Raw genomic sequence first — 23,760 nt, forward strand, 5'->3', positions numbered from 1 at the left:
AAGACGGAGGATTTTTTATTTAGGAGATTGTATGATTACCGTTTACGGCATTAAAAATTGTGATACTGTGAAAAAAGCCTTGAAGTGGCTTGAACAGCACAATATTGAACATAAACTTCACGATTATCGTGTGGACGGTTTGGAAGAAACGTTTTTACAACAAGCGGAAGCACAATTCGGTTGGGAAAATTTAGTCAATAAACGTAGCACTACCTGGCGAAATTTAGACGAAGAAATTAAAAAAACATTATCAAAATCGACCGCACTTTCGGTACTTTTAGAAAATCCAACCTTAATCAAACGCCCAGTTATTTTGCAAGAAGGGAAAGCCTTGATTGGTTTTAATGAAAAAGAATATCAAGTCGCTTTTGCATAAAGTGCGGTAATTTTTCCCTGTATTATGTAGCAGTTGCGTATACCATTGTAGGGTGCCGTTAGGCGAAGCCGTAACGCACCAAATAATTAAATATAAAATTCTCTTTGTGCAATTGATACATAATACCCATTTTTTCAGGAGTTTTTATGAAAGAAAACATCATTTCTTTAGCGCAAGATTTAATTCGCCGTCCATCAATTAGCCCGAATGATGAAGGTTGTCAGCAATTAATTGCGCATCGTTTGGAAACGGTCGGTTTTCAGATCGAATGGATGCCTTTTAATGACACGCTAAATTTATGGGCGAAACACGGGAATGGTGAACCTGTTATTGCTTTTGCCGGGCATACGGACGTTGTGCCGATAGGTGATGAAAGCCAATGGACGTATCCACCGTTTGATGCCAAGATTGTTGATGATATGCTTTATGGACGTGGCGCGGCAGATATGAAAGGCTCCCTTGCTGCAATGGTTGTCGCTGTGGAAGAATATGTAAAAGCCAATCCCCATCACCAAGGCACGATTGCGTTATTGATCACGTCTGATGAAGAAGCCAGTGCAAAAGATGGCACACAACGAGTGGTGGATGCCTTAATGGCGCGTGGAGAAAAGATCGATTATTGTCTTGTGGGTGAACCTTCAAGCTCAAAAACGTTAGGTGATGTGGTAAAAAACGGTCGCCGTGGTTCGATTACCGGCAATCTGTATATTGAAGGCGTACAAGGCCACGTTGCTTATCCGCATTTAGCGGAAAATCCGGTGCATAAATCTCTTGAATTTTTGACCGTACTTACTCGTTATCAATGGGATCAAGGCAACGAATTTTTCCCGCCGACGGGCTTACAAATCGCTAATATAAAAGCAGGAACGGGCAGTAATAATGTGATCCCGGGAGAACTTTACGTGCAGTTTAATTTGCGTTATAGCACAGAGCTAACCGATGAAATGATTAAGCAAAACGTGGTGCAAATACTTGAACGGCACGGCTTAAAATATCGTCTTGAATGGTGGCTTTCCGGCAAACCGTTTTTAACCAAACCGGGAAAATTACTTAGTGCCGTTACTCAAGCTATTGAGCAAATCGCTCATATTCGCCCAAAACCGGATACCGGCGGCGGAACTTCCGATGGCCGTTTTATTGCCCTAATGGGCGCGGAAGTGGTGGAATTTGGTCCGCTGAATGCCACGATTCATAAGGTGAATGAATGTGTCAGTTTGGAGGATTTAGGAAAGTGCGGTCAGATTTATCACCAAATGTTAATCAATTTATTGGACAAATAAGATGAAATTGACAGCGGAAATGCTTTGTGGAAAGTCTCGTGAACACCTCGTAAATTTAGCTACGCCTCATTCACCGAATCATTTTTTACAGAAGGCAGCAAGGAATGCTTTTCAAGGTTTACAACAAAGTGCGGTCAAAAACGGGTTTAATTTACAGCCTGCAAGCAGTTTCCGTGATTTTGAACGTCAGCAGTTTATTTGGAATAATAAATTTAATGGACTACGCAAAGTTCACGATGATAAAGGCAATCCGATAGATTTGACGCAATTAGATGAGTGGCAAAAATGCCAAGCCATTTTGCGATGGTCTGCATTGCCGGGGGCGAGCCGCCATCACTGGGGAACGGAAATTGATATTTTTGATCCTGATTTACTGCCACAAAATCAATCTTTACAGCTTGAACCTTGGGAATATGAAAAGGGCGGTTATTTTTTCGAGCTAAGTGAATTTCTCACAGAATACCTACCGCACTTTGATTTTGCTTTGCCATTTATGCAAATGTCTAAAAATAAAAAAATTGGTCGTGAGCCTTGGCATATTAGCTATCTTCCCTTGGCGGAGCAGGCGAGTAATCAATTTTCATCGGATATTTTATTGCAGGCTTGGAATGGAGAAGAAATCGGCGGAAAAACCGTTTTATTAGCGCATTTTGAACAAATTTTCGATCAATTTATGGTGTAAAAGTGCGGTGATAAAAAACGGTATTATGTATCTGTTGCATAAAGAGGATTTTATCTCCGAGATTTTTTTGGGTAGGTTGCGTTACGCCTACGGCTAACGCACTCTACCTCTACCTCAAAATATTGAATATAAAATTCTCTTTGTACGGCGGCTGATACATAATAATGAAAAATAATGCTTTTTGACCGCACTTTCTGGCTTATTTGTGCTTATTTTTTTCTAGGGATTTATGCTGGATTTTCACATTTTTCCCTTTCGCTTGAAAATATTCACCAAGCTGTTGAGCAATATAAACGGAGCGATGTTTTCCTCCGGTACAGCCAATAGCAATAGTTAAATAACTTCGATTATTTTGCTCCAGCATTGGAAGCCAGGTTTCGATGTAGTTGCGCGTACGGTAAATGAAATCATTTACTTCATTATGTTGATTTAAAAAATGCGCAACGGGTTCATCTAATCCTGTCATTGGGCGGAGTTCGGGATTCCAGTGTGGATTCGGCAAGAAACGTACGTCAAATACATAGTCGGCATCAAGAGGAATACCATATCTAAAGCCAAAGGATTCAACGATAATTTTTAATTCTCTTTCGCTATTGCCGTGTAAAAATTCACGTAAACGTTCGGCAAGTGCGTGAGTTGAAAGCGTTGTCGTATCAATGATGAGATTGGCATGCTGAATAAGCGGTTCAAGCCGGTGATATTCAGCATCAATCGCCGCTTCAAGAGAGAAATCTTTAGCGGAAAGGGGATGTAAACGGCGTGAATCACTATAACGGCGAATAAGGGTGCTGCGATCTGCTTCTAAAAAAATAATTTTGGTGGAATAATGCTGTTGGATATTCGTAAGAATATGCTCTAACGAATGAGAAGATTCCGGCAAATTGCGAATATCAAGGCTGATTGCTACTGTCGTTTGTGTTTGAGCTAAAATTTTAGTCAGTTGAGGCAAAAGATCGAGCGGAAGGTTATCAACACAGTAATAACCCATATCTTCTAATGCACGTAATGCGACAGATTTTCCTGCGCCGGAGCGGCCGCTGATAATGATGATTTCCATAAAAAGCCAGTACTATATGTCATTTTCGGCTGAAGAATCCGTTTCTTCAGTTTGATCGGCAATTTCAAAAACTTGCCAAATTTCATCCGCACTTTGAGCGGAACGTAACTGTTTGGCAAAATTTTTATCGGTTAATTTTTCTGTTAGTTTGGAAAGCACAGGGATATAAATTTGACATTGATTATCAGGCACAAAAACGGCAAAAATCAAATCTACGGCTTTGCCGTCCGGTGCATCGTATTCAATCGGCATATCCAGTTGCATAAAAACAGCGAATGCTTTTGTAATTGTGCCTTCCGGAAGTTTCGCTTTTGGCATAGCCACGCCGTTTCCCAAACCTGAATTGCCTAATTTTTCTCGATTAAACAAACATTCAAAGCAGGCTTGTTCCGCTTTATCACATTGTAGTCGCTCCGTAATAAGGGTGGAAATGGATTCAAATAAACGTTTTTTACTTGAGAAGCTGACGCCTTGGCGAATATCCTCAGGGCGTAGAAGTTCTGAAAATTTCATAACTATAATCTAAATTGTTCGCCTAGATATACACGTTTCACGTGTTCATCGTTCATTACTTGTTCCGGTGTGCCGGTCGCAATAATTTTACCTTCGCCGACGATATAAGCGCGTTCACATACATCTAAGGTTTCACGTACGTTGTGGTCTGTAATGAGTACGCCCAGCCCACGATTGCGTAAATCGGTAATGATTTTTTTTATGTCGGTAACGGAAATCGGGTCAACTCCGGCAAAAGGTTCATCTAATAAAATAAATTTCGGATTAGCGGCAAGCGCCCGTGCAATTTCGACACGGCGGCGTTCACCACCGGAAAGCGATTGCCCCAGGTTGTCGCGGATATGTCCGATATTAAACTCTTCGATTAATTCGTTTGCTCTTTCACGGCGTTGTTCCTGTGTTAAATCTTTACGAATTTCTAATACCGCCATTAAGTTTTCATATACGCTCAAACGGCGAAAAATAGAGGCTTCTTGCGGAAGGTAACCAATTCCTCGTTGCGCCCTGCTGTGCATCGGCAATAGGCTAATGTCTTCGCCGTCAATAATAATTTTACCTTGATCTTGACGAACTAAGCCCACCACCATATAAAAGGTGGTTGTTTTACCGGCACCATTTGGCCCTAGTAAACCGACAATTTCATTTGAGTTGACGGTAAGGCTGACATCAGAGACAACCTTGCGGTTTTTATAACTTTTGGCGAGAAATTCAGCGTGTAATACAGACATCGGTTATTTTTTTCCCTTTTGTTGCAATTGTGTTGGGATCAATACGGTTTGTACTCGTGATTTACCGCCATTGGCTTTTAATTGTTGCTTTTTCACATCGTAAGTAATGCGTTCGCCGTCGATTTTGCTGTCAAGCTGTTTTAATTGCGCATTGCCGGTAAGAGTTAAAAACTCCGCACCTAAATCATAATGCACTCTACCGGCTTTGCCATCCACTGGTTTACCGTCATCTAATAATTGATGGAAAGTTACCGGTGAACCGAATGCCTCTACGGTCTCTTTTTTGCCCGAATTTTCAGGTGGGCGGGTGATTACGACTTTATTCGCTTTAATCAGAATTGAACCCTGTGTAATTACCACATTATCCGTGAAAGTAACGACACTGTTTTCCATATCCAAAGATTGGTTGTCGGAAACAATATTAATCGGTTGATTGGTATCATCTTTCAATGCAAATGCAGAAAGGGAAGTCATCATTAGGGTAGTGATGAGTATAAACTTACGGTTTACTGATTTCATAGTACGTTTTTACCTGTTCTTTTAAGGTTGCCGTTTGCTGGCGTAAATTACCGACTAATTTTAATCCGGTAGAATGAAAATTAATTCCGTTGATTTTTACTTGAGTGTCAGAGGTAATATCCTGTGTTTTTAAGTTAATTGCCGCCGATTCGGTTTCTACACGTTGTAATTTTGAAAGCGGATCTAAACTTTCCGCAATCACGTTGCCTTCTAAATAAAGCATTTCATCTTTCATCAATTTTGCTTTTTGCGCACTTAATTTCCAATTTTGTTTATTGAGTTTGATGTTATCCGAATCAGCCTTTTCTTTATCCGAGTTTAACGATACATCGAAAAGATACACTAACGGAGAGATAAAATCGGTACGCCCTTCTTGATTATAGTGTTCTACTTTTTCGGAAACGGCGAAGTACTGTTTTTTTCCCTCGGGAGAAAATACGGTCGTTGCCATTTTCGTACCGATATATTCAGGTGAATCCGGTTTTTTGATTAGGCTTTCCAAGTTTGGGTTATCTTGATTTAAGGTATAAAACCAACCTAATAACCCTAGTGCAATCACACCTAAAATAATATTCAAACGAATATTCATAAATAATTTTATTTTCCTGTTAAATTCATTGTGCACAAAATAAAGTGCGGTCGAAAAGCGCGGTGTTTATTCTTCTAACATAAGTCCTTTCAACATTTGATAAATTTCACGATAAGCTTTTGACGGTTTATTTTGCGTTTTTTCCTTTTGTGCGGCTCGAATTAAATTGCGTAATTGTTGGCGATCAGCGTTTGGGTATTCATTTAATAATGATGTTAAGGCTAAATCGCCATTTTCAACCAGTTCGTCACGTACATTTTCGATTTTATGCAGCATGGCTTGTTGTTGATTGTGTTTGTTCTCAATTTTATCCAAGGCTTCTTGAATCGGTTCTGCATCAATACCACGTAAAAGTTTTCCGATATATTGTAACTGACGGCGACGTGCTTCTTTTTGCAAGCGTTGTGCTAATTCAATGGCTTCAAGCAGAGCATCGTCAAGCGGAATTTTAGTCAGATTTGCTTTGGTTAAGTTCACAAGTTTCTCACCAAGCTGTTTGAGTGCTTCCGCATCACGTTTGATTTCACTTTTGCTTACCCAAATGATTTCTTCTTGATCTTCATCTTCCCAATCGAAGGCTTCTCTTTTACGTCTTGCCATTTTGTGTCCTTTAATAAAATACGGCGTGCATTTTAGCACAAAGTTTAGCATCTGTTGACATTCATTTTTGCTCTTTTACGGGAATAAAATGAGTTATCAATCATTTTTAAAATGGGATAAAATGCAGCAAATTTTGAATAGGAATAAAGAAATGAAAACAACTGAAAATCAGACCGCACTTTTAAAAACACAAGAACAAGAGTTGCGTCAGGCTGTAAGTTTTGCAATTGATACGGCAAAAAAAGCCGGTGCGACGGCGGAAGTCGGGGTTACGAAATCGAGTGGTTTATCCGTTTCAATACGTTTGCAAGAAATGGAAAATGTCGAATTTACCAATGACGGTGCGTTAGGTATTTCTGTTTATTTAGGGCAACAAAAAGGTAATGCCTCCACTTCGGATTTAAGTGAAAAGGCAATTAAAAATGCGGTTGAAGCCGCCTTGGCAATAGCAAAATATACCTCTCCCGATGATTGTGCGGGGTTAGCCGAAAAAGAATTAATGGCGTTTGAAGCGCCGGATCTTGAACTTTATCACGCTGCCGATATAGATGTTGAAAATGCCACAAAATTAGCATTGGAGGCGGAAAAGGCGGCGTTAGATTTTGACCCGCATATCGTCAATAGCAATGGCGCAAGTTTCAACGCTCATACCGGTGTGCGGGTGTATGGCAATAGTCACGGAATGTTACAGAGCTATTTATCAAGCCGTTATTCTTTATCTTGTTCTGTCATCGGCGGGGTAGAAGAGGCGTTAGAAAATGACTACGAATATACGGTTTCGCGTGAATTTGATAAATTGTCTTCTGCCAAATGGGTGGGAGAGCATTGTGCGGAAAAAGTGATTGGCCGCTTGAATCCGCAAAAATTAACGACACGCGAAGTGCCGGTAATTTTCTTAAATGACGTGGCAACGGGTATTATTTCACATTTTGCCGCAGCGATTAGCGGTGGTAGTTTATACCGAAAATCAAGTTTTTTACTTGATTACTTAGGCAAACAGGTTTTGCCGGAATGGTTCAATATTAGCGAACGTCCACATTTATTACGCCGTTTAGCTTCAACGCCTTTTGACAGCGAAGGCGTGCGTACGCAAAACTTGGAAATTGTGCAAGACGGCGTATTACAAACCTATTTATTGACTCATTACAGCGGCAAAAAAATGGGGATGCAAAGTACCGGTCATGCGGGAGGGATTCATAACTGGCTGGTTAAGCCTAATTTAACCGGCGGATTGACCGCACTTTTACGTGAGATGGGTACCGGTTTATTGGTGACGGATGTCATGGGACAAGGCGTGAATCTTGTTACCGGCGATTATTCCCGCGGCGCATCCGGTTTTTGGGTGGAAAACGGTGAAATTCAGTACCCGGTGGCGGAAATCACGATTGCGGGACAGCTTCCTCATATGTTGAAAAATATGGTTGCCGTTGCCGATGATGTTGAACATCGTTCCAATATTCAAACCGGCTCAATTCTATTGGATAAAATGAAAGTTTCGGGTAATTAAGTTTGTAATTGATAATAATTCTTATTGACAATGAGTTTAATTCTGATAGGATACGCACATCTGTTTAGCAGCGATTGCAGGTTGCTCCAACAGGTAGAGTAGAAAGTAAATTCGTTAGGGCTAAAAGGCTGAAGGTTTCAACTTCAGCCTTTTTTTTGTAGAATAGCGCACGTTATTATCCTCATTGTCGAAAAGGAAACAAAATGAAAAAACATCATGTTGATGTACTCATCTCTGAAACCGATGTGGTGTCCCGGATTGAAGCATTAGGGAACGAAATTACGGATTTTTATAAAGCCAAGCAAGTGGATAAACTTATTGTCGTCGGTTTGTTGCGCGGTTCGTTTATGTTTATGGCGGATTTAGTGCGTAAGTTAAATCTTCCGGTAGAAGTTGAATTTATGACTACCGCAAGTTACGGTAGCGGTATGACGACAAATCACGATGTGAAAATAACAAAAGATTTAGATGGCGACATTCGTGGCGAACACGTACTTATCGTTGAGGATATTATTGACACCGGTTATACCCTTGAAAAAGTACGTGAGATTTTAAAATTGCGCGAACCGGCAAGTTTGGCTATTTGCGCTTTACTTGATAAGCCGTCGCGTCGTGAAGTTAGCGTACCCGTGGAATGGGTGGGATTTAAAATTCCTGATGAGTTTGTTGTGGGCTACGGTATTGATTACGCTCAACGCCATCGTAATTTAGGTTATATCGGGAAAGTGGTTTTAGAAGAGTAAACCTAAATAGCAATACATAATTTGCATTAAAGTGTTACCAATTTATATCTATCTCAAAGCTATGTGAAAGACTGATAGTGTTTAATAACTCTATAATTTATTTCTTCGAACAATGCGTATTTCTTTGGAAAAATCAAAATGAATATCGCTGTTATTGCAGGGGAAAATCCTTCCCCATTTTGTACCGCACTTTCTGCCCAATTTGATTATTTTGTCGGTGTAGATCGAGGGGCGCTGTTTTTATTGCAACAAAGCCTGCCGCTGAATATGGCGGTGGGGGATTTTGACTCCGTAAGTGCGGTAGAATTTGAAGGTGTTTTGCAACAGGCTGAGAAACTCGTTCAGGCTCCTGAAGAGAAAAATGACACCGACTTAGAGCTTGCGATCAGTGCGATTTTCCATTGCTATCCCCAGGCAAAGGTACAAATTTTTGGTGCTTTGGGAGGGCGGCTTGATCATCAGATGAGTAATCTTTTCTTAGTGGCGAATCCTGAAATCGCTCCCTTTATGTCGCAAATTGAGCTTATTGATTCACAAAACCATATTTTATTTCGCCCGGCTGGAAAACATCTTCTTTCGCCAATTTCTCAGATGCACTATATTGGTTTTATGCCAATGCAAGATGGTGCGTTAACGATTCGTTATGCGAAATATCCGCTCAATGAAAACAATTATTTTATAAAACCCTGTTACGGAAGTAACGAATTTATCAAGGACACAATTGAAATCGAATTAGAGAGCGGATATGTTTTAGTTATTTATAGCAAAGATCGATAAAAGTGCGGTCATTTTTTATGCCGTTTTGCTTATTTGCGATCTGCTGCTATATCTAATTTGCTTGTATGTTAACGCTAAGATAAAAATACCCGCTTGTAATAGGATAATACAAGGACCGGTTGAGGCATCAATATGATAGCTAATTATTGTCCCTAGAATACTTGTTGTAACGGACACTGCGATGGCAATGAGTAACATTCGATCAAAGCGTTTACTTAGCGTATACGCGGTGATACCCGGTGAGATGAGCATTGCGACGACAAGAATAACCCCTACCACTTGCATTGCACTGATAATCGTCATCGCCAGCAAAATCAATAATCCGTAATGTAACACTTTAGGTGAAAGTCCGACAACTCGCGTATGGCTTGGATCAAAGCAGTAAAGTAAGAAATCTTTTCTTTTTAGTATCACGATAGCGAAAATAACCGCGGAAATAAGCAAGGTTTGTATAACTTCACTGAGGCTAACGCCTAATAAATTACCAAATAAAATATGGGAAAGATGCTGATCCGTTTCTATCTTGGTGAACATTACAATACCTAACGCAAACATTCCTGAGAAAACAATGCCCATGGCGGTATCTTCTTTTATTCGGCTATTTTCTTTTAAATAACCGACACCAAGTGAGCAAATTAACCCGGCGACAAATGCGCCGATCGTTAAAGGGATTCCTAATAGAAAGGCGACAACAATACCGGGAAGAACGGCATGAGAGATCGCATCACCCATTAATGCCCAGCCTTTTAGAACTAAATAGCAAGATAAAATCGCACAAATAATGGCGACGATAAGTGCAGTTGCCAATGCGTTTTGCATAAAAGGATATTGGAAGGGTTCCGCAAACCAATTTAGTAAATTATTCATTCGTTTGCTCCTTTTTACGGGATAATTTTTGTGTAATAACACCGTATTTTGGTGAAAAGAAGAAAGCCATTAGGAAAAGTGCGGTTTGAAAACAGACAATAATTCCGCCTGTTGCACCATCCAAATAGTAGCTGAGATAAACCCCTAATACACTGGTCGTTATACCGAGTGAAACCGCAATGAGTACCAAGGTTTTAAAACGATCCGTTAATAAATAGGCGGTTGCCCCCGGTGTGATGACCATTGCGATAACAAGAATTGCTCCTACGGTTTGTAACGCAGCAACCACGCAGGCACTCAATAAGGTAAAAAACAGCACTTTATAATAAAATGGTTGTAATCCTACAGAAGCAGCATGGGTTTCATCAAAAAAGACTAATAATAAATCTTTCCAAAAACACAGCATGAATACTAAACAAATGAAAGTGATGATGCCCATCTGAATAATATCTTCATCGGCAATACCTAAAATATTGCCTAAGATGATTTCTTGTACATTAATTGAAGTGGGATTTAAGGAAATAATCAGCAATCCTAAGGCAAAAAATGTGGTAAAAATAAAGCCGATAATCGCATCTTCTCGTAATTTTGAGATGGATTTTATCCAAAGTATAGAAAGGGCTGCTAAAATTCCGGAGAAAAATGCACCTAAGGCGTAAGGTAAGGAAAACGAATAAGCAATCGCAACGCCGGGAACAACGGAATGAGAAAGTGCATCGCCTATGAGCGACCAACCTTTTAGCATAAGATAAGAAGAGAGAAATGCACAAATTCCGCCGACAGCGGCACTGAGCAATAATGCTTTCAACATATAGTCATAACTGAAAGGCTCAAGTAATAATTCCATCATAAGTTTTTATCCTGTTGTTCAGTATTTTTGCTATTATTTTCATTACAACAAGGTTTGATTGTTGGTGCAGGAGGATCATTCTTGGTTTGACCATAGAACACTGCCGGTAATTCATCATCGGTTATGACGGTAACAGAGCGAGTATCTTCATCATCATGTAAATCACTGCTAAGTAGTTTGATATGGCGTAATACGCCACCAAAGGCCAGCTCTAAATTTTGTTGGGTAAAAGTCGTTTTTGTTTCACCAACTGCGAGTACGGTACGATTAATCATGACAACTTGATCACAATAATCGGGAATTGAACCCAAATTATGAGTTGAAACGAGGATCAAATGTCCTTCATTGCGTAATTCGGATAACAAATCCATAATTGCATTTTCAGTTTGAACATCTACGCCGGTAAAAGGCTCATCCAACAAAATGATTTTACTTTGTTGTGCTAATGCTCTAGCAAGAAACACACGTTTTTTTTGACCGCCCGACAGTTCACCGATTTGTCGTTCTGCAAGATGTTCTATTGAAACCCTTTGCATTGCTTGTTGAACTTTCTGTTTATCCTCGGGTTTTGGTCTTCTTAAAAAATTCATATAGCCGTAGCGCCCCATCATCACTACGTCATAAACGGAAACGGGAAATTGCCAATCCACATCTTCGGTTTGCGGCACATAAGCAACCAAGTTCTGTTTTAGTGCTTGCTTAATTGGCAATCCACAAAGCTGAATATGACCATATTGAGGGGAAACCAGCCCCATCAAACTTTTAAATAAGGTAGATTTACCGCTACCGTTTACGCCGACTAAGGCACAAGTCGTGCCACCTTGTAAATCAAAGGAAACATCATAAATTGCAGTATGTCCGTTGTTATAACGAACGCTAATATTGTCAACCTGTATAGAAGTTTGTGGGGCTATGTTCATTATTTTTCAAATCCTTTTGCAATAGTTGAAACAGTGGTGTTGAGTAAATCAATGTATGTCGGAACCGGTCCTTTTGCCGTAGAGAGGGAATCAACGTAAAGCACACCACCATATTTTGCACCGCTTTCTTTCGCTACTTGTTGCGCCGGTTTTGGAGAGATCGTGCTTTCACTGAATACTACGGGAATTTTGTGTTCACGAACTAAATTAATCATATTACGAACCTGTTGCGGTGTTCCTTGTTGTTCTGCATTGATCGGCCATAAATAGACTTCTTTAAAGCCATAATCTTTCGCCAAATAACTGAATGCACCTTCACTTGTTGCCAACCAGCGTTGATTTTCAGGAATTTTAGATAATTTTTCCCGTAAAGGCTGATCCAATGCTTTGATTTTTTTGATATAAGCAGCCGCGTTTTGATTATAGATATCGGCATTTTGCGGATCATATTTGATTAATGCCTGTTTGATGTTTTCAACATAAATCAGCGCATTAGACGGGGACATCCAAGCATGCGGATTAGGTAATCCTTGGTAAGGGCCTTCAAAAATAGACATTGGTTGGATATTTTCGGTAACGACAACGGAAGGGGTATTTTTATCGAGATTTTGGAAGAAACGCTCAAACCAACGTTCAAGATTCAGTCCATTCCACAAAATTAAATCTGCCGATTGTGCTTTTACAATATCTTTCGGCGTTGGTTCGTAATCGTGAATCTCCGCCCCGGGCTTTGTGATGGATTCCACTATTGCTGCTTCTCCGGCAACATTTTGTGCAATATCCTGAATAATCGTAAAAGTGGTAATGACTTTAAATTTAGCATAACTTGGTAAACTAAATAGTGAACCTAAAACTAGGCAAACTGAAAAAATTAAACGCATTTAATGTTCTCCTTTTTTAATTAATGCGACAAGATTATAAAATAAAAAAACACACCTGTAAATGCAAATGATTATCAAAATGTGATTTTTGACATTGTCCATAAAAGTGCGGTTAGAAATATTATTATGTAGCAGTTACATAAATCACTGTAAGCTGTGTCAGGCGAAGCCGTAACGCACCGTTTCATTATTAAATCTTGTTATTGAGGCGTTATTGCTTCGCCTAACGACAGCCTATCCCAAGAAATATCGGAGATAAAATTCTCTTTGCTACTGATACATAACACCGAAAAAATATCGGTGTTTTTAACCGCACTTATCTGATTTCGGTCAATTTTATTTGGTTAATATGGCTTCGAACCTTGTTTGGCGGTTGAGGAGTTTTTTTGCCATAGCATTGACCTTCTCCAAGGTAATATCCCGTTCCAATTGTTGGTACAAATAGATTAAATCGGGGCTTTGAGTCAGTAAGTAACTTTGCTCGACTTGGTTTAATACAAAGACTAAACTGTCAAAGTTCTGTTTGATTTGAATTTGTTTCTCAGCCAGTTTTTTGGCTAATAATTCAGGTTCAACGCCTTGTCGGGCTAGTTCATCCGTCACTTGTTGTGTGAGCTGAAGTAAATGATTAACGCGGTGAGGTGCCGCACTGAATGTGATTCTGCCTTCAGCTTGAGGAAGTTGTGGCTCTTGGAAAATTGAAACGTTAACGGAATAAATACTGGATTCTTGCTCCCGCAGTAATAGACGTAGTTTTTCTTGCAAAATATTCGCTAAGATATCGAATAGATAAGCACTCTCCGCCTGCCATGGGTTATCGGCGACAAAATATATTTCTATTTCTGCCCGAGGCTCTGAAAAACCGCTAACAACCAATCGCTTTTCAGGTATGGCGACTTTAACGGTGTAGGTTGGGCGAGATTGTTTTTTTACTTCCAGGTTCGCTAAATAATTTTTAGCGAGTTTTCTTACTTCGGATACCTCAATATCACCCACGATAAAATAAGTGAAGTCGGTTTTTTCAGTCAAATAATGACGGTAAATTTGGCTTAATTTAGGGGCTGAAAGTGCGGTCAGATTTTGTTCTGTTTGACTGTAAACGGTTTCCGCATTAGGGTGGCGCAGTTTGGCGACCCTGCGTGCAAACTCGGTTTCTTTATCCTGTTTATGTAAATATTCCAGACTGTCTTTTTTGTACTTTGCTAAAACATCCGGATCAACAGGCGCAGACTGTAATTTTAAGCGGAACAGTTTTAATACATTTTCAAAGTCAGAGGTTTTCCCGGTGCCGATAAAGCCTTGGTAATAATCATCTAAAACCGTCGATAAACCCAGCGGTGTTTTACGGAATAAATAAAGGAAATCTTGTCGGGAGATTTCACCGATGCCGGTTTCATCCACCACTTTCGCCGCCGAACGCAACAGATGAAAATCCTGTTCTGGTACGGAACGTGCGCCACCTGCGGTGATGGCTTTGAAATACACCTGCTTGGGTGTTTTATCACTATACAAGTAAATTAATTTGCTGCCATTACCGAGTTGAAATTCATAAATATCCCCCTGATCTTTCCGTACTTCTTGAACAATTTTACCTGCTGTTAAATTAAGCGGAGGCAATGTTTGTTTGGTCGGCTGATTTTGCCAGCTTTGTTGGCGTTGGGTAAAAGCGGTTTGCCAAAGATTTTCCACTTCTGATTGATTTAATGCTAATTTATGTTGTGGATTTGGCAAAGTGACCAACATTAATTTTGACGGTAATACCATCATTCGGGCAAACTCTTGTTCCACTTCTTGCCGGGTAATTTTTTTCAGTAAACGGGATTTAAGTTGATATTCTTGCGATTTACTTAAAAACACCGGATTTTTCATCACGGTTACCGTGAGTAATTTTGTGGCGAGATGTAAACTCCCTTCTTTTAAATCCAATTTACGTTGATTTAACGCTTGTAATCGTTCAACTTCCTGTTTAAATTCCGCTTGGCTAAAACCATGTTGTTTAATTTCCGCCATAAATTGAAACAATAAATTTATTCCTTGTCGGTACTCTGTATTGTTGAGCTGCAAGGTAAATAAATGTTGTTGTGTTTCTCGTCCTAGCAGAGAGTCATAAAAAGCGGCCGAATCAATCAATGTCGGGTGTCGCTTTTCCCATTCTTGCAATCGGGTATTTAATAGACCGCTCATAACTGCACGGATTAAATCTTGTTTGTAACCGGCTTTTGTATTCGTTTCTTGAAATGGTTCAAACAGGCTGAACTCAATACTGCGATAATCGGTTTCTTTTTCCGCAACGGTTGCAAAACGAAACTGATTGACTAACGGAATATGAAAATCAATTTTTTCTAACGGTGTCGTCGGTGCTTTGCTATGCGCTAATTTTTGTTGAATCAGTGATTGAATTCTATTTTTCTGAATATCACCAACGATCACTAAGGACATATTGTCCGGACGATACCATTTGCGATAAAAATCCTTTACGCGTTGTGGTGATACGTTTTTAATGATATTCACCTCACCGATCGGGTCGCGCCGAATATAACGGGAGTTTGCCATTTCAATTGCGCTTTTCTTATCACCAAGTCGCAGCATAGGGCTGAGACGTGCACGCCATTCTTCCAATACAACGCCTCGTTCGGCATCTAAATCTTGCGGTAAAATAGTTAAATGATTCATCCATTCGTTGATGACTTCTAAGGCAAGAGAGAGTTTTTCTTCATCGTTATCGGAGAGATTAAGGGTATAAACGGTATTTTCAAAATCGGTGAAGGCGTTAATATCACGAGCAAATGTCATACCCAGTTTCTCCAATGCATTGATGATTTGGTTGCCCGGATATTTTTGTGAACCGTTAAATGCCATATGCTCAACGATATGCGCCACGCCTTTTTGATCTTCGTCTTCATTCATTGAACCGGCGTTAACCACAAGACGGAGATACACGCGATCTTTTGGCTCCTTATTTTCTAATATGTAATAACGTAACCCGTTGTCTAATTTACCCTGTAAAATATCAGGGGGGAAAGGCAAGGTATTTTGGGATTTTGATATTGTTTGTGTACAGCTAACTAAAGTCAGAAGTAAAAATAAAAGTGCGGTCAGTTTTTTCATAATTTTTGATAAAGGAAACAAAGGACGTTTTGCACGCCCTTATGAATTGCAAAAAGTGACGTAGGATGGGCAACTTGTTGCCCACCGAAGATATCTGAAATGGTGGGCAAAAAATTTGCCCACCCTACACAATTCATTGATATTACTATAATCTAACATCGAAAGTATGTGCCGTTAGGCGGAAGCCGTAACGCACCGTTTACATAACTGTCGGATTAAAATTCATAACCTATTTCTAACCAAAATTCCCGACCCGGGGTATATTCGCCAAAGTTTTCCGAACCGCTACGCTTCATAATTTTACGGGTTTTATTTAGGATATTCAGCACATCTACTTGAATATAAGGTTTATGCTGCTCGGCAATTGTTGGCTGCCAGCGTAAACGCATATCCCACTGAGTATGAGTGCCATAGTTGAATGTGCGGTAAATCGGTTTTTCCGACTGGTCGTCTATTTCTTTATAGCCTCTGATCGGGGCTTTCAGCCAGAGATAATTTGACCAAGTGATACCATATTCGGGTATTGCCATATCAAGGTTATAACGAAGTGTCCAATCTTCCGTGCTGGCATTCACTTTACGGCGCATTTCTTCGCGAGTCATCACTTTTCCGTCTAAAACGACCAATTCCTTACCATTCACATCGGAATTGACATCACTAAGTTTTGTATCGAGCCAGTCGAAAGCTAAGCCGGTATTCCAATAAGTATTCCCTAATTTCCAAGGTTCAATAGTGTTTACTTGGAAGGTATAGACATTCACATTATAAGGCTTACCGTTTTTATACTCGGATACTTTGTTACCTTCATTATCTTCGTAACGATCTAATACGATACGTTGGCGATTTTGGCGATAAATATATTTTAGATTAAAGGCGAAATTGCCCCAATTTTGTTCTAAACCCAGACTTAATTCATTGGCATAAGGCGTTTTCAGTGATTTAAGTTGGTTATAACGGCGTGTTTCATTCTCATTTAATTTAAGAATTTTATCCGTGAGTTTTAAGGAAGCGAATGAACGTCCGTAATAACGGTTATAACCGACACTTAATCCGGTATCTTCAAAAGGTTTCCATTTGGCGACTAAGCGCGGTGCGATGTTAGTGTTTTTTAAATAATCATCACGTTCGGCACGTACACCCATACGAAATTCAACGTTACGCCATTTCATTAAATCTTCTGCATAAAGTGCAAGATTTTGGTATTGAGTATTGGTTTTTCCCTTTCTAGCCTTCAATTCTTTAGGGCTATCGGGAGTTAAATCAGGGGGTAATTCAGGATTAAAAAAGGTTATTTTACCGGTGACATCTTGATCCCGATTAAATTTATACTGTGTAAATTGATAAGTCGTGCCAATGGAAATATTGTGATTTACTTTCCCCCAATCAAAAGTGTTCACGGCATATTCCATGGAAATAGACGCATTGCGCTGTCTTAGTTGACTATCACCGTAACCACCGATTTCAATAGAATCATCAAGATCAGGAATAATGAGTGTTTCTACATCGGCTGACTCGGAATCACGCTTATCTGTCATTTGATCATAAGCCAATGTCGTTGTGAGTATTCCTGAATTGAATGCATGGATCCAAGCGAGCGTTGCACCATAAGCTTGATGATAGTCTTTAACGTTGTTGTTTAATGTATTTGGATAGAATTTGCTTTCACGATAATTGGAATAACGTAAACCTAATTCAAAACGATCATCGTCATTAGGTGTCCAGTTGAAATTGATTAAACCGTTGTCTGATTGAAAGCGATAGAATTGATTATCACGTTTACCTTCTTTTGATACCAATTTACTTTGTTGGATATTTGACCCACGGCGGCTAAGTCCGATAACGACACCGAGATTATCCGTTAATGCTTGCTCGGTAACGACACTGAAGAAATGTTTTTTATACTTAGGCTGGTAAGTGGCTTGTAATGTGGCATCGGGTAAGATGCTATTTAATTTATTTTGTAAAGCGGTATCAGCGTGTAATTTAGCCCATGAAGATCCTGTCGTACGGTAATTCAGTTTCACGCCATTTTTACCGCTATATTGACGGGTTTTTGCCACAACCGCACCACCGGTAAATCCTCCAAGGCTGGCTGAAATATTGCTGTCGTGGACAACAATAGAAGAAAGCATATTGGCATCAAAAAAATAAGCCTGAGTGTTTCCAAGCCCCGGCACGACTTGCATTGCACCGTCAAATACTTCACTGTCAGCCATTAAATCATTATTAATATTCACGTTATCCATAAAAAACGCCGTTTGGTTGGCGTCTGCGCCGTTAATCGAAATATTTTCAGGTTTGATTTCGCCGCGCTGTGTTCCATTTTGGTCGCTTTGCTCAAAACGTACGTGAGGATTGGTTTTAAGATAATCAGTGATATTGCCGTTAGAATTCGGCATTTTTTTTATTTGTTCTTTAGAAATGGTTTGTGAAGAAGAGAGTTCCTGCGTTTGATTCGCATAAACGACAATTTCTTCCAGTTGGTTTTTCCCCTGAGACGCTTTTTCAGCGGCAAATGAAGAAATTGACATCGTAGAAAGACTACAAGCAACAAAACAATGAAGATAAGATAGCTTCATTTTAATTAGCTCCTTTGTATAATAATTAATCGAATAAAATTGGTTTTCCATTATAACTTTATTTTTACATTAATGATAATGGTTTTCATTTTTTTAGTGAGAATCAATAACGAACCAAAAAGCTGTTTTTAGATTTAGTGATTTGCCGAAATCTTCACAAATATGTTATTGCCCGTTTATTATCCAACTCTCCAATTGTTTTTCTGCCTTTATTCCACTACAATTTCCCAGCATTATGTATCAATTGCACAAATATTATTATGTATCAGTTGCACAAATATTATTAAGCAACGATTACGTAGGGTGGGCAACTTGTTGCCCACCAATCAAAGAAGAAAATTTCAATGGTGGGCAAAAATTTGCCCACCCTACTTTTTAGATTGTGCGACTGCTACGTAATACCGCAATTTACCCCGATTTTTATTACAGAAATTTATTCAAGAAGAGGCATTTTTTATGGCAAACGAAAATTTAATCCAACATAATCCTGACCGAACCGAACCGAACCGAACCGAACCGAACCGAACCGAACCGAACCTTGCCGAAATAGCGATCTAAGTCAAGCCTTTTTAAAGGATTTAGACGCTAAATTATGGGCTGCCGCGGATAAACTTCGCAACAAAATTGATGCGGCAAATTATAAACACGTTGTACTCGGTTTTATCTTTTTAAAATACATTTCCGACAGCTTTACCGGCTTTCAAAAAACGCTTTACCAACAACTCACCGATCCAAATCACGAGCTTTATTTCGATCCGAGCTTTTATCAAGCGGAGGAATTTGAACAAAATTTGCAAGCGGAACTCAACGAACGGGATTATTACACCGCTGAAAATATCTTCTATGTGCCGGAGCAAGCCCGTTGGGAGAACCTCAAAAATATCGCCTTGCTGAATACAGGTGATGAATTACCTTGGGGCGGAAAATTTAGAAATGTCGCCAGCCTGATTGATGAAGCCTTTGAAGCCATTGAGCAAGAAAACCCGAAACTCAAAGGCGTATTACAACGAGTTTCCCGTTTTGAGGTGTCGGAGCAAACCCTTATCGGCTTAATTAACACCTTTTCCGATACCAATTTTACCCAACCGAATTACAACGGCGAGCCGATTCACCTAGCAGCAAAAGATATTCTCGGACACGTTTACGAATATTTTTTAGGCGAATTTGCCAGCCTTGAAGGGAAAAAGGGCGGAGAATATTTCACCCCAAAATCCATCGTAACCCTGATTGTTGAAATGCTTGAGCCTTATTCAGGACGGGTTTATGACCCGGCAATGGGGAGCGGCGGATTTTTTGTGCAAACCGACCGCTTGATCACCGCTCATCACGGCAACCGCAATGCCATTTCCATTTATGGACAAGAAGCCAACCCAACCACCTATAAACTTGCCTTAATGAATATGGTGATACGTGGGATTGATCCTGATTTTAAACGAGAAGATACGTTACTTAATCCGCAACATATCGACCGCAAAATGGATTTTGTGATGGCGAATCCCCCTTTTAATGTCAAAGATTGGTGGAACGAAAGCCTCGCCAATGACCCCCGTTGGCAATTTGGCACACCGCCCGAAGGCAACGCCAACTTTGCCTGGATACAGCATATGCTTTATAGCCTCAGCGAAAAAGGCAAAATGGGCTTGGTGCTTGCCAACGGCTCAATGAGCAGCCAAACCAACAATGAGGGAGAAATCCGCAAAAATATCGTGCAAGCGGATTTAGTGGAAGCGATGGTCGCCTTGCCAAGCCAACTTTTTACTAATACCCAAATTCCTGCCTGTATCTGGATTTTAAACAAAGCCAAAAAACGAAAAAATGAGGTGTTATTTATTGACGCACGCAAAATCGGCTATATGAAAGACCGAGTATTGCGAGATTTCACCCCCGAAGATATTGCCAACATTGCAGACACCTATCACAACTGGCAAAAAGCAGAAGGTTACCAAAACCAAGCAGGCTTCTGTTATGCCGCCAGCCTTGAGGAAATAGCCCAAAACGACTTTGTCCTCACCCCGGGGCGATATGTCGGCACCGAAGAAATGGAAGATGACGGCATTCCTTTTGCAGAAAAAATGCAAAATTTGACCGCTCTTTTAAACGAACAATTTAAACAAAGTGCGGAATTGGAAGCGAAGATTAAAGCAAATTTGGGGGGATTGGGGTATGAGTAAATATATATTGAATAATCATAAGTTTTCTAGCAAGAAATCTTTAAAAGCTCATCTAAGAAATATAAGGGATAGTTATAGTCAAGGGCAGAAAATTTCAAACAAAAATCATATTATAGATTTAAAAAGTTTTTTAACCGATTATCACGATGATAAAGAAATTATTTTATTACAGTTTGATAATTTAAGAGGCTGTGATTTTTATGTTAGAAAATCGGAATATAAACCATCAAAAGACTTGTGCTTTTGGATTGAAAAAGAAAATCAAAAACGTAGCTTTAGTTTCACAAATTTTGGTAATCCACCTACACCAATACAAAATTTTAGAAAGCGATGTGTGTATTTAATTCAAAATGACAAAGATAAAATTCGTCAGAGTATGGTTGGTAAGCAGAAAATGTCTAGTTATGAACTTTGGCATTCAAATAAAACACCTGATGAAATTGTTAAAGAATTTGTCAAAATAAAAAATATTGATGATGATTTAAAAAATGGAAAAGTTGTTATGCTAAATGGAACTAATGTAACAGTTCCTGAATTACAAAAAGATTATGAATATTTAGATAATGATTTTTTAGAGTTTTATCGTTCGTTAGATTTAGAATATTTTATGAAGGATAAATAGTAATAAAGGAACAGTGTATGAGTGATTGGAAAATTTATAAATTAGGTGAGTGTGGTATATTTAGAGAAGGGTATGTAAATCCTAAAAGAACAGTTGAAGAATTTTTTGGAGGAAATGTAAAATGGCTGAGAGCTACAGATTTAAATGATAATTTTATTTTTGATACTTCTCAAACTTTAAGTGAAATAGGTTTCCAAAGTGCAGGTAAAAGTTCAATTCTTTTTAAACCTAATACTATAGCTGTAAGTAAGTCAGGTACTATAGGTAGGATAGGTATTTTACAAGATTATATGTGTGCTAATAGAGCAATAATAAATATTGAAGTTGATAAAAATAAATTTGATTATAGATTTATATTTTATATGTTGCTTGTCAATCGTAAAGATATTGAAAATTTAGCTGAGGGTAGTGTACAAAAAAATTTATATATTTCTAATTTAAGTAAATTAGAGTTTTTAGCTCCTGATTTAGAATTACAAATAAAAATTGCTAATACATTAAATAATTTGGATAACAAGATTAGATATAACACCCAAACCAATCAAACCCTAGAACAAATCGCCCAAGCGATTTTTAAAAGCTGGTTTATTGACTTTGAGCCAGTCAAAGCCAAAGCACAAGCCATTCGTAATGGCAAAACCGAAGCGGAAATTCGCCTTGCTACAATGCAAGCCATCTCGGGCAAAACTCCCCAAGAATTGACCGCACTTCCCCCCGAACAATACCACCCCCTCCAACAACTCGCCGACGCAATGCCAAGTGAGATTGGGGAAGATGGCGTGCCGAGGGGGGGGGAGATTGTAACTTTAAAAGAATGTTGTAATAAAATCCAAAATGGAGGAACTCCCAAAAGAAGCAATCTCCCATTTTGGGAAAATGGGACTATTCCTTGGCTATCCTCGGGAGAGGTCTGTAATAATCCTATTTTAGTAAGTTCAAAAGAGTTTATTACCGAATTAGGTTTACAAAATTCGTCAGCGAAACTTGTTAAAGAAAATTCTACTTTGATTGCTTTATATGCCTCGCCTACAGCTGGTAAATGTTCTTTTTGTGCATTTGAGACAACAAGCAATCAAGCTGTATGCTCATTAGAACCCAAAGAATATTTTAGGTATTTTAATTATTACTATCTAAAAAATAAAGAAGAATATTTTGCTAATCAAGCTGTTGGTTCTGCACAGCAAAATATTAGTAAAGGAATTGTAGAAAATACAGAAATATTTAAACCAAATATTGAGATTTTAAAATATTTTGATAGTTGTATTTCTTCAATTATGGATAAACAAGTATGTAATTTGAGAGAAAATATCTTATTGTCTAAGACTAGAGATGAATTATTACCTAAGTTATTGAATGGAGAGGTTGAGGTATGAGTAATGAAATTGAAATTTTATTAAGTGAATGGAATAACTGTTCAAGAGAGTTAAAAAGAGTAGAGTTAAAAGTTGATGAAATTCCTTTTAATTCAATTCCTGAAATTTCAGATTTAGTATCTTATCTAGATGGTTGCTTTAACTTCCCTATTTTACATATAACTAATATTGAAAATGTTAAAAAAGTATTATTGGAAGTTAGGGGGTTTATTAGTAATAAAATTAAATTTAGAGGGATAGAAGTAAGAGAGATACAAGAGAATGATGTAAAAACGATTATTAATTTACTTGAAAGACTAAAAGCAGAGTTTTTACAAATCGAAAGTATAGATTTTCTCATTGAATTGCAAAAATTTAATCTAGAATTTATTGATAATGAAAAGAAAAAAATTCATGAAAGAGTTTCTGAAATTTTTGGAGAAACCACATTGCCTTATTTGTACTCAGAATTTAGGCGTAAGGGAGATGAAATTAGGAGACAACAAGAAAACTATACTTGGGCATTTTTTTGTTTATTATTCTTAATGCTTATTGGTGGGTTATTAACAATCAATTCGGCTAGTGATATTTTTAGTTTATTTGCTAAATTTTTTCTATTTATTCCTGCTGTTTGGAGTATCCTTTTTCTTTCTAAAAGAATATCAGAGTGTAGAAAACTTGAGCAGACATATATGCATAAAGAAACTGTTGCAAGATCATATTTGAATTTTCTAGAGTTTTTTAGTAGAGATTACCATTTATACGAAGATCTAGATAAGTTGAAAGAGATAAAATTTGAACTTACCAAAATAGCAATAGATAGTTTAGGTTTAAATCCAGCATTGTTATTAGAAAAATCTTCAATGGAGAAAATACCTATGGAAGAATTATTAATAAAAATTACAGATAAAATAAATACAAATAAGTAATGGAGGCTAGGAGGGAAACTCGTTGCCCATCGAAAATATCAGATTGAAACGGTGGGCAAAAATTTGCCCACCCTACGGGTGATAAAATTATGGTAAGGAAAAAATATGTA

Annotated in this window: 21 protein-coding genes and 1 pseudogene; 10 read left to right on the forward strand and 12 right to left on the reverse strand. The window is 38.6% G+C overall.

Going from position 1 to position 23,760, the window contains the following annotated elements; all coding sequences use genetic code 11:
* Positions 1-31: 31 nt before the first annotated feature.
* The 3 genes from IHV77_RS10335 to IHV77_RS10345 all read left to right on the forward strand — a co-directional run bounded on the left by IHV77_RS10335 (position 32) and on the right by IHV77_RS10345 (position 2,338).
* Positions 32-376: an ArsC family reductase gene (locus IHV77_RS10335; RefSeq protein ID WP_194811869.1), complete on the forward strand. Its 345-nt coding sequence runs from the start codon at positions 32-34 to the stop codon at positions 374-376.
* Between the two features lie 146 nt (positions 377-522).
* Entirely contained in the window at positions 523-1,656 is a 1,134-nt protein-coding gene (dapE, locus tag IHV77_RS10340; protein WP_194811870.1) for a succinyl-diaminopimelate desuccinylase, read from the forward strand.
* 1 nt (position 1,657) lies between these two features.
* Positions 1,658-2,338, forward strand: coding sequence for a M15 family metallopeptidase (locus IHV77_RS10345; RefSeq protein WP_194811871.1), 681 nt, complete (start codon positions 1,658-1,660; stop codon positions 2,336-2,338).
* Positions 2,339-2,537: 199 nt separating this feature from the next.
* On the opposite strand, the gene rapZ is transcribed toward IHV77_RS10345, so the two are convergent.
* The 6 genes from rapZ to yjgA all read right to left on the reverse strand — a co-directional run bounded on the left by rapZ (position 2,538) and on the right by yjgA (position 6,344).
* The gene (gene rapZ / locus IHV77_RS10350; RefSeq protein WP_194811872.1) at positions 2,538-3,395 is read right to left on the reverse strand and encodes an RNase adapter RapZ; all 858 of its coding nucleotides are present in this window, start codon (positions 3,393-3,395) and stop codon (positions 2,538-2,540) included.
* 12 nt (positions 3,396-3,407) lie between these two features.
* Positions 3,408-3,908, reverse strand: a complete 501-nt coding sequence (gene ptsN, locus IHV77_RS10355) for a PTS IIA-like nitrogen regulatory protein PtsN (RefSeq protein WP_194811873.1) — start codon at positions 3,906-3,908, stop codon at positions 3,408-3,410.
* A 2-nt stretch (positions 3,909-3,910) separates the two neighbouring features.
* Positions 3,911-4,636 (reverse strand): LPS export ABC transporter ATP-binding protein, encoded by a 726-nt coding sequence (gene lptB / locus IHV77_RS10360; protein WP_194811874.1) that lies wholly within the window; start codon positions 4,634-4,636, stop codon positions 3,911-3,913.
* Between the two features lie 3 nt (positions 4,637-4,639).
* On the reverse strand, positions 4,640-5,155 hold the full coding sequence (gene lptA, locus IHV77_RS10365) for a lipopolysaccharide transport periplasmic protein LptA (protein WP_194811875.1): 516 nt from the start codon (positions 5,153-5,155) through the stop codon (positions 4,640-4,642).
* Positions 5,136-5,744, reverse strand: a complete 609-nt coding sequence (gene lptC / locus IHV77_RS10370; RefSeq protein WP_194811876.1) for an LPS export ABC transporter periplasmic protein LptC — start codon at positions 5,742-5,744, stop codon at positions 5,136-5,138. The genes lptA and lptC overlap by 20 nt, the downstream gene beginning before the upstream one ends.
* Before the next feature lie 66 nt (positions 5,745-5,810).
* Positions 5,811-6,344, reverse strand: a complete 534-nt coding sequence (gene yjgA / locus IHV77_RS10375; protein ID WP_194811877.1) for a ribosome biogenesis factor YjgA — start codon at positions 6,342-6,344, stop codon at positions 5,811-5,813.
* Positions 6,345-6,495: 151 nt separating this feature from the next.
* Here yjgA and pmbA point away from each other — a divergent pair, with 151 nt between their 5' ends.
* The 3 genes from pmbA to IHV77_RS10390 all read left to right on the forward strand — a co-directional run bounded on the left by pmbA (position 6,496) and on the right by IHV77_RS10390 (position 9,371).
* Positions 6,496-7,851, forward strand: a complete 1,356-nt coding sequence (gene pmbA, locus IHV77_RS10380) for a metalloprotease PmbA (protein ID WP_194811878.1) — start codon at positions 6,496-6,498, stop codon at positions 7,849-7,851.
* 203 nt (positions 7,852-8,054) lie between these two features.
* Positions 8,055-8,594, forward strand: a complete 540-nt coding sequence (hpt, locus tag IHV77_RS10385) for a hypoxanthine phosphoribosyltransferase (RefSeq protein WP_194811879.1) — start codon at positions 8,055-8,057, stop codon at positions 8,592-8,594.
* 138 nt (positions 8,595-8,732) lie between these two features.
* Complete coding sequence (locus IHV77_RS10390; RefSeq protein WP_194811880.1) at positions 8,733-9,371, forward strand: thiamine diphosphokinase; 639 nt, start codon at positions 8,733-8,735, stop codon at positions 9,369-9,371.
* Between the two features lie 15 nt (positions 9,372-9,386).
* On the opposite strand, the gene IHV77_RS10395 is transcribed toward IHV77_RS10390, so the two are convergent.
* From IHV77_RS10395 to IHV77_RS10420, 6 genes are all read right to left on the reverse strand, one after another.
* Positions 9,387-10,238, reverse strand: coding sequence for a metal ABC transporter permease (locus IHV77_RS10395; RefSeq protein WP_194811881.1), 852 nt, complete (start codon positions 10,236-10,238; stop codon positions 9,387-9,389).
* Positions 10,231-11,088, reverse strand: a complete 858-nt coding sequence (locus IHV77_RS10400) for a metal ABC transporter permease (RefSeq protein ID WP_194811882.1) — start codon at positions 11,086-11,088, stop codon at positions 10,231-10,233. Before IHV77_RS10400 ends, IHV77_RS10395 begins: the two co-directional genes overlap by 8 nt.
* Positions 11,085-12,008 (reverse strand): ATP-binding cassette domain-containing protein, encoded by a 924-nt coding sequence (locus IHV77_RS10405; RefSeq protein WP_194811883.1) that lies wholly within the window; start codon positions 12,006-12,008, stop codon positions 11,085-11,087. Before IHV77_RS10405 ends, IHV77_RS10400 begins: the two co-directional genes overlap by 4 nt.
* Entirely contained in the window at positions 12,008-12,889 is an 882-nt protein-coding gene (locus IHV77_RS10410) for a metal ABC transporter substrate-binding protein (RefSeq protein ID WP_194811884.1), read from the reverse strand. Before IHV77_RS10410 ends, IHV77_RS10405 begins: the two co-directional genes overlap by 1 nt.
* A 336-nt stretch (positions 12,890-13,225) precedes the next feature.
* A complete protein-coding gene (locus IHV77_RS10415) occupies positions 13,226-15,997 on the reverse strand; it encodes a M16 family metallopeptidase (protein ID WP_194811885.1) in 2,772 nt (923 codons plus the stop codon).
* A 215-nt stretch (positions 15,998-16,212) separates the two neighbouring features.
* Positions 16,213-18,576 carry a TonB-dependent receptor plug domain-containing protein gene (locus IHV77_RS10420; protein WP_228550013.1) on the reverse strand — a complete coding sequence of 788 codons (2,364 nt, stop codon included), beginning with the start codon at positions 18,574-18,576 and terminating at the stop codon, positions 16,213-16,215.
* Between the two features lie 545 nt (positions 18,577-19,121).
* Between IHV77_RS10420 and IHV77_RS10425 the strand changes: the two are divergent.
* The 4 genes and pseudogenes from IHV77_RS10425 to IHV77_RS10440 form a co-directional block, all read left to right on the forward strand.
* A pseudogene (locus tag IHV77_RS10425) lies at positions 19,122-20,747 on the forward strand (class I SAM-dependent DNA methyltransferase); the annotation flags it as partial.
* Complete coding sequence (locus tag IHV77_RS10430; RefSeq protein ID WP_194811886.1) at positions 20,740-21,369, forward strand: hypothetical protein; 630 nt, start codon at positions 20,740-20,742, stop codon at positions 21,367-21,369. The pseudogene IHV77_RS10425 and the gene IHV77_RS10430, both read left to right, overlap by 8 nt.
* 17 nt (positions 21,370-21,386) lie before the next feature.
* The gene (locus IHV77_RS10435; protein ID WP_194811887.1) at positions 21,387-22,742 is read left to right on the forward strand and encodes a restriction endonuclease subunit S; all 1,356 of its coding nucleotides are present in this window, start codon (positions 21,387-21,389) and stop codon (positions 22,740-22,742) included.
* The gene (locus IHV77_RS10440) at positions 22,739-23,650 is read left to right on the forward strand and encodes a hypothetical protein (protein ID WP_194811888.1); all 912 of its coding nucleotides are present in this window, start codon (positions 22,739-22,741) and stop codon (positions 23,648-23,650) included. Before IHV77_RS10435 ends, IHV77_RS10440 begins: the two co-directional genes overlap by 4 nt.
* The last annotated feature ends 110 nt before the right edge of the window (positions 23,651-23,760 follow it).

This window comes from Rodentibacter haemolyticus, assembly GCF_015356115.1.
In the GTDB taxonomy this organism is placed as follows: Bacteria; Pseudomonadota; Gammaproteobacteria; order Enterobacterales; family Pasteurellaceae; genus Rodentibacter; species Rodentibacter haemolyticus.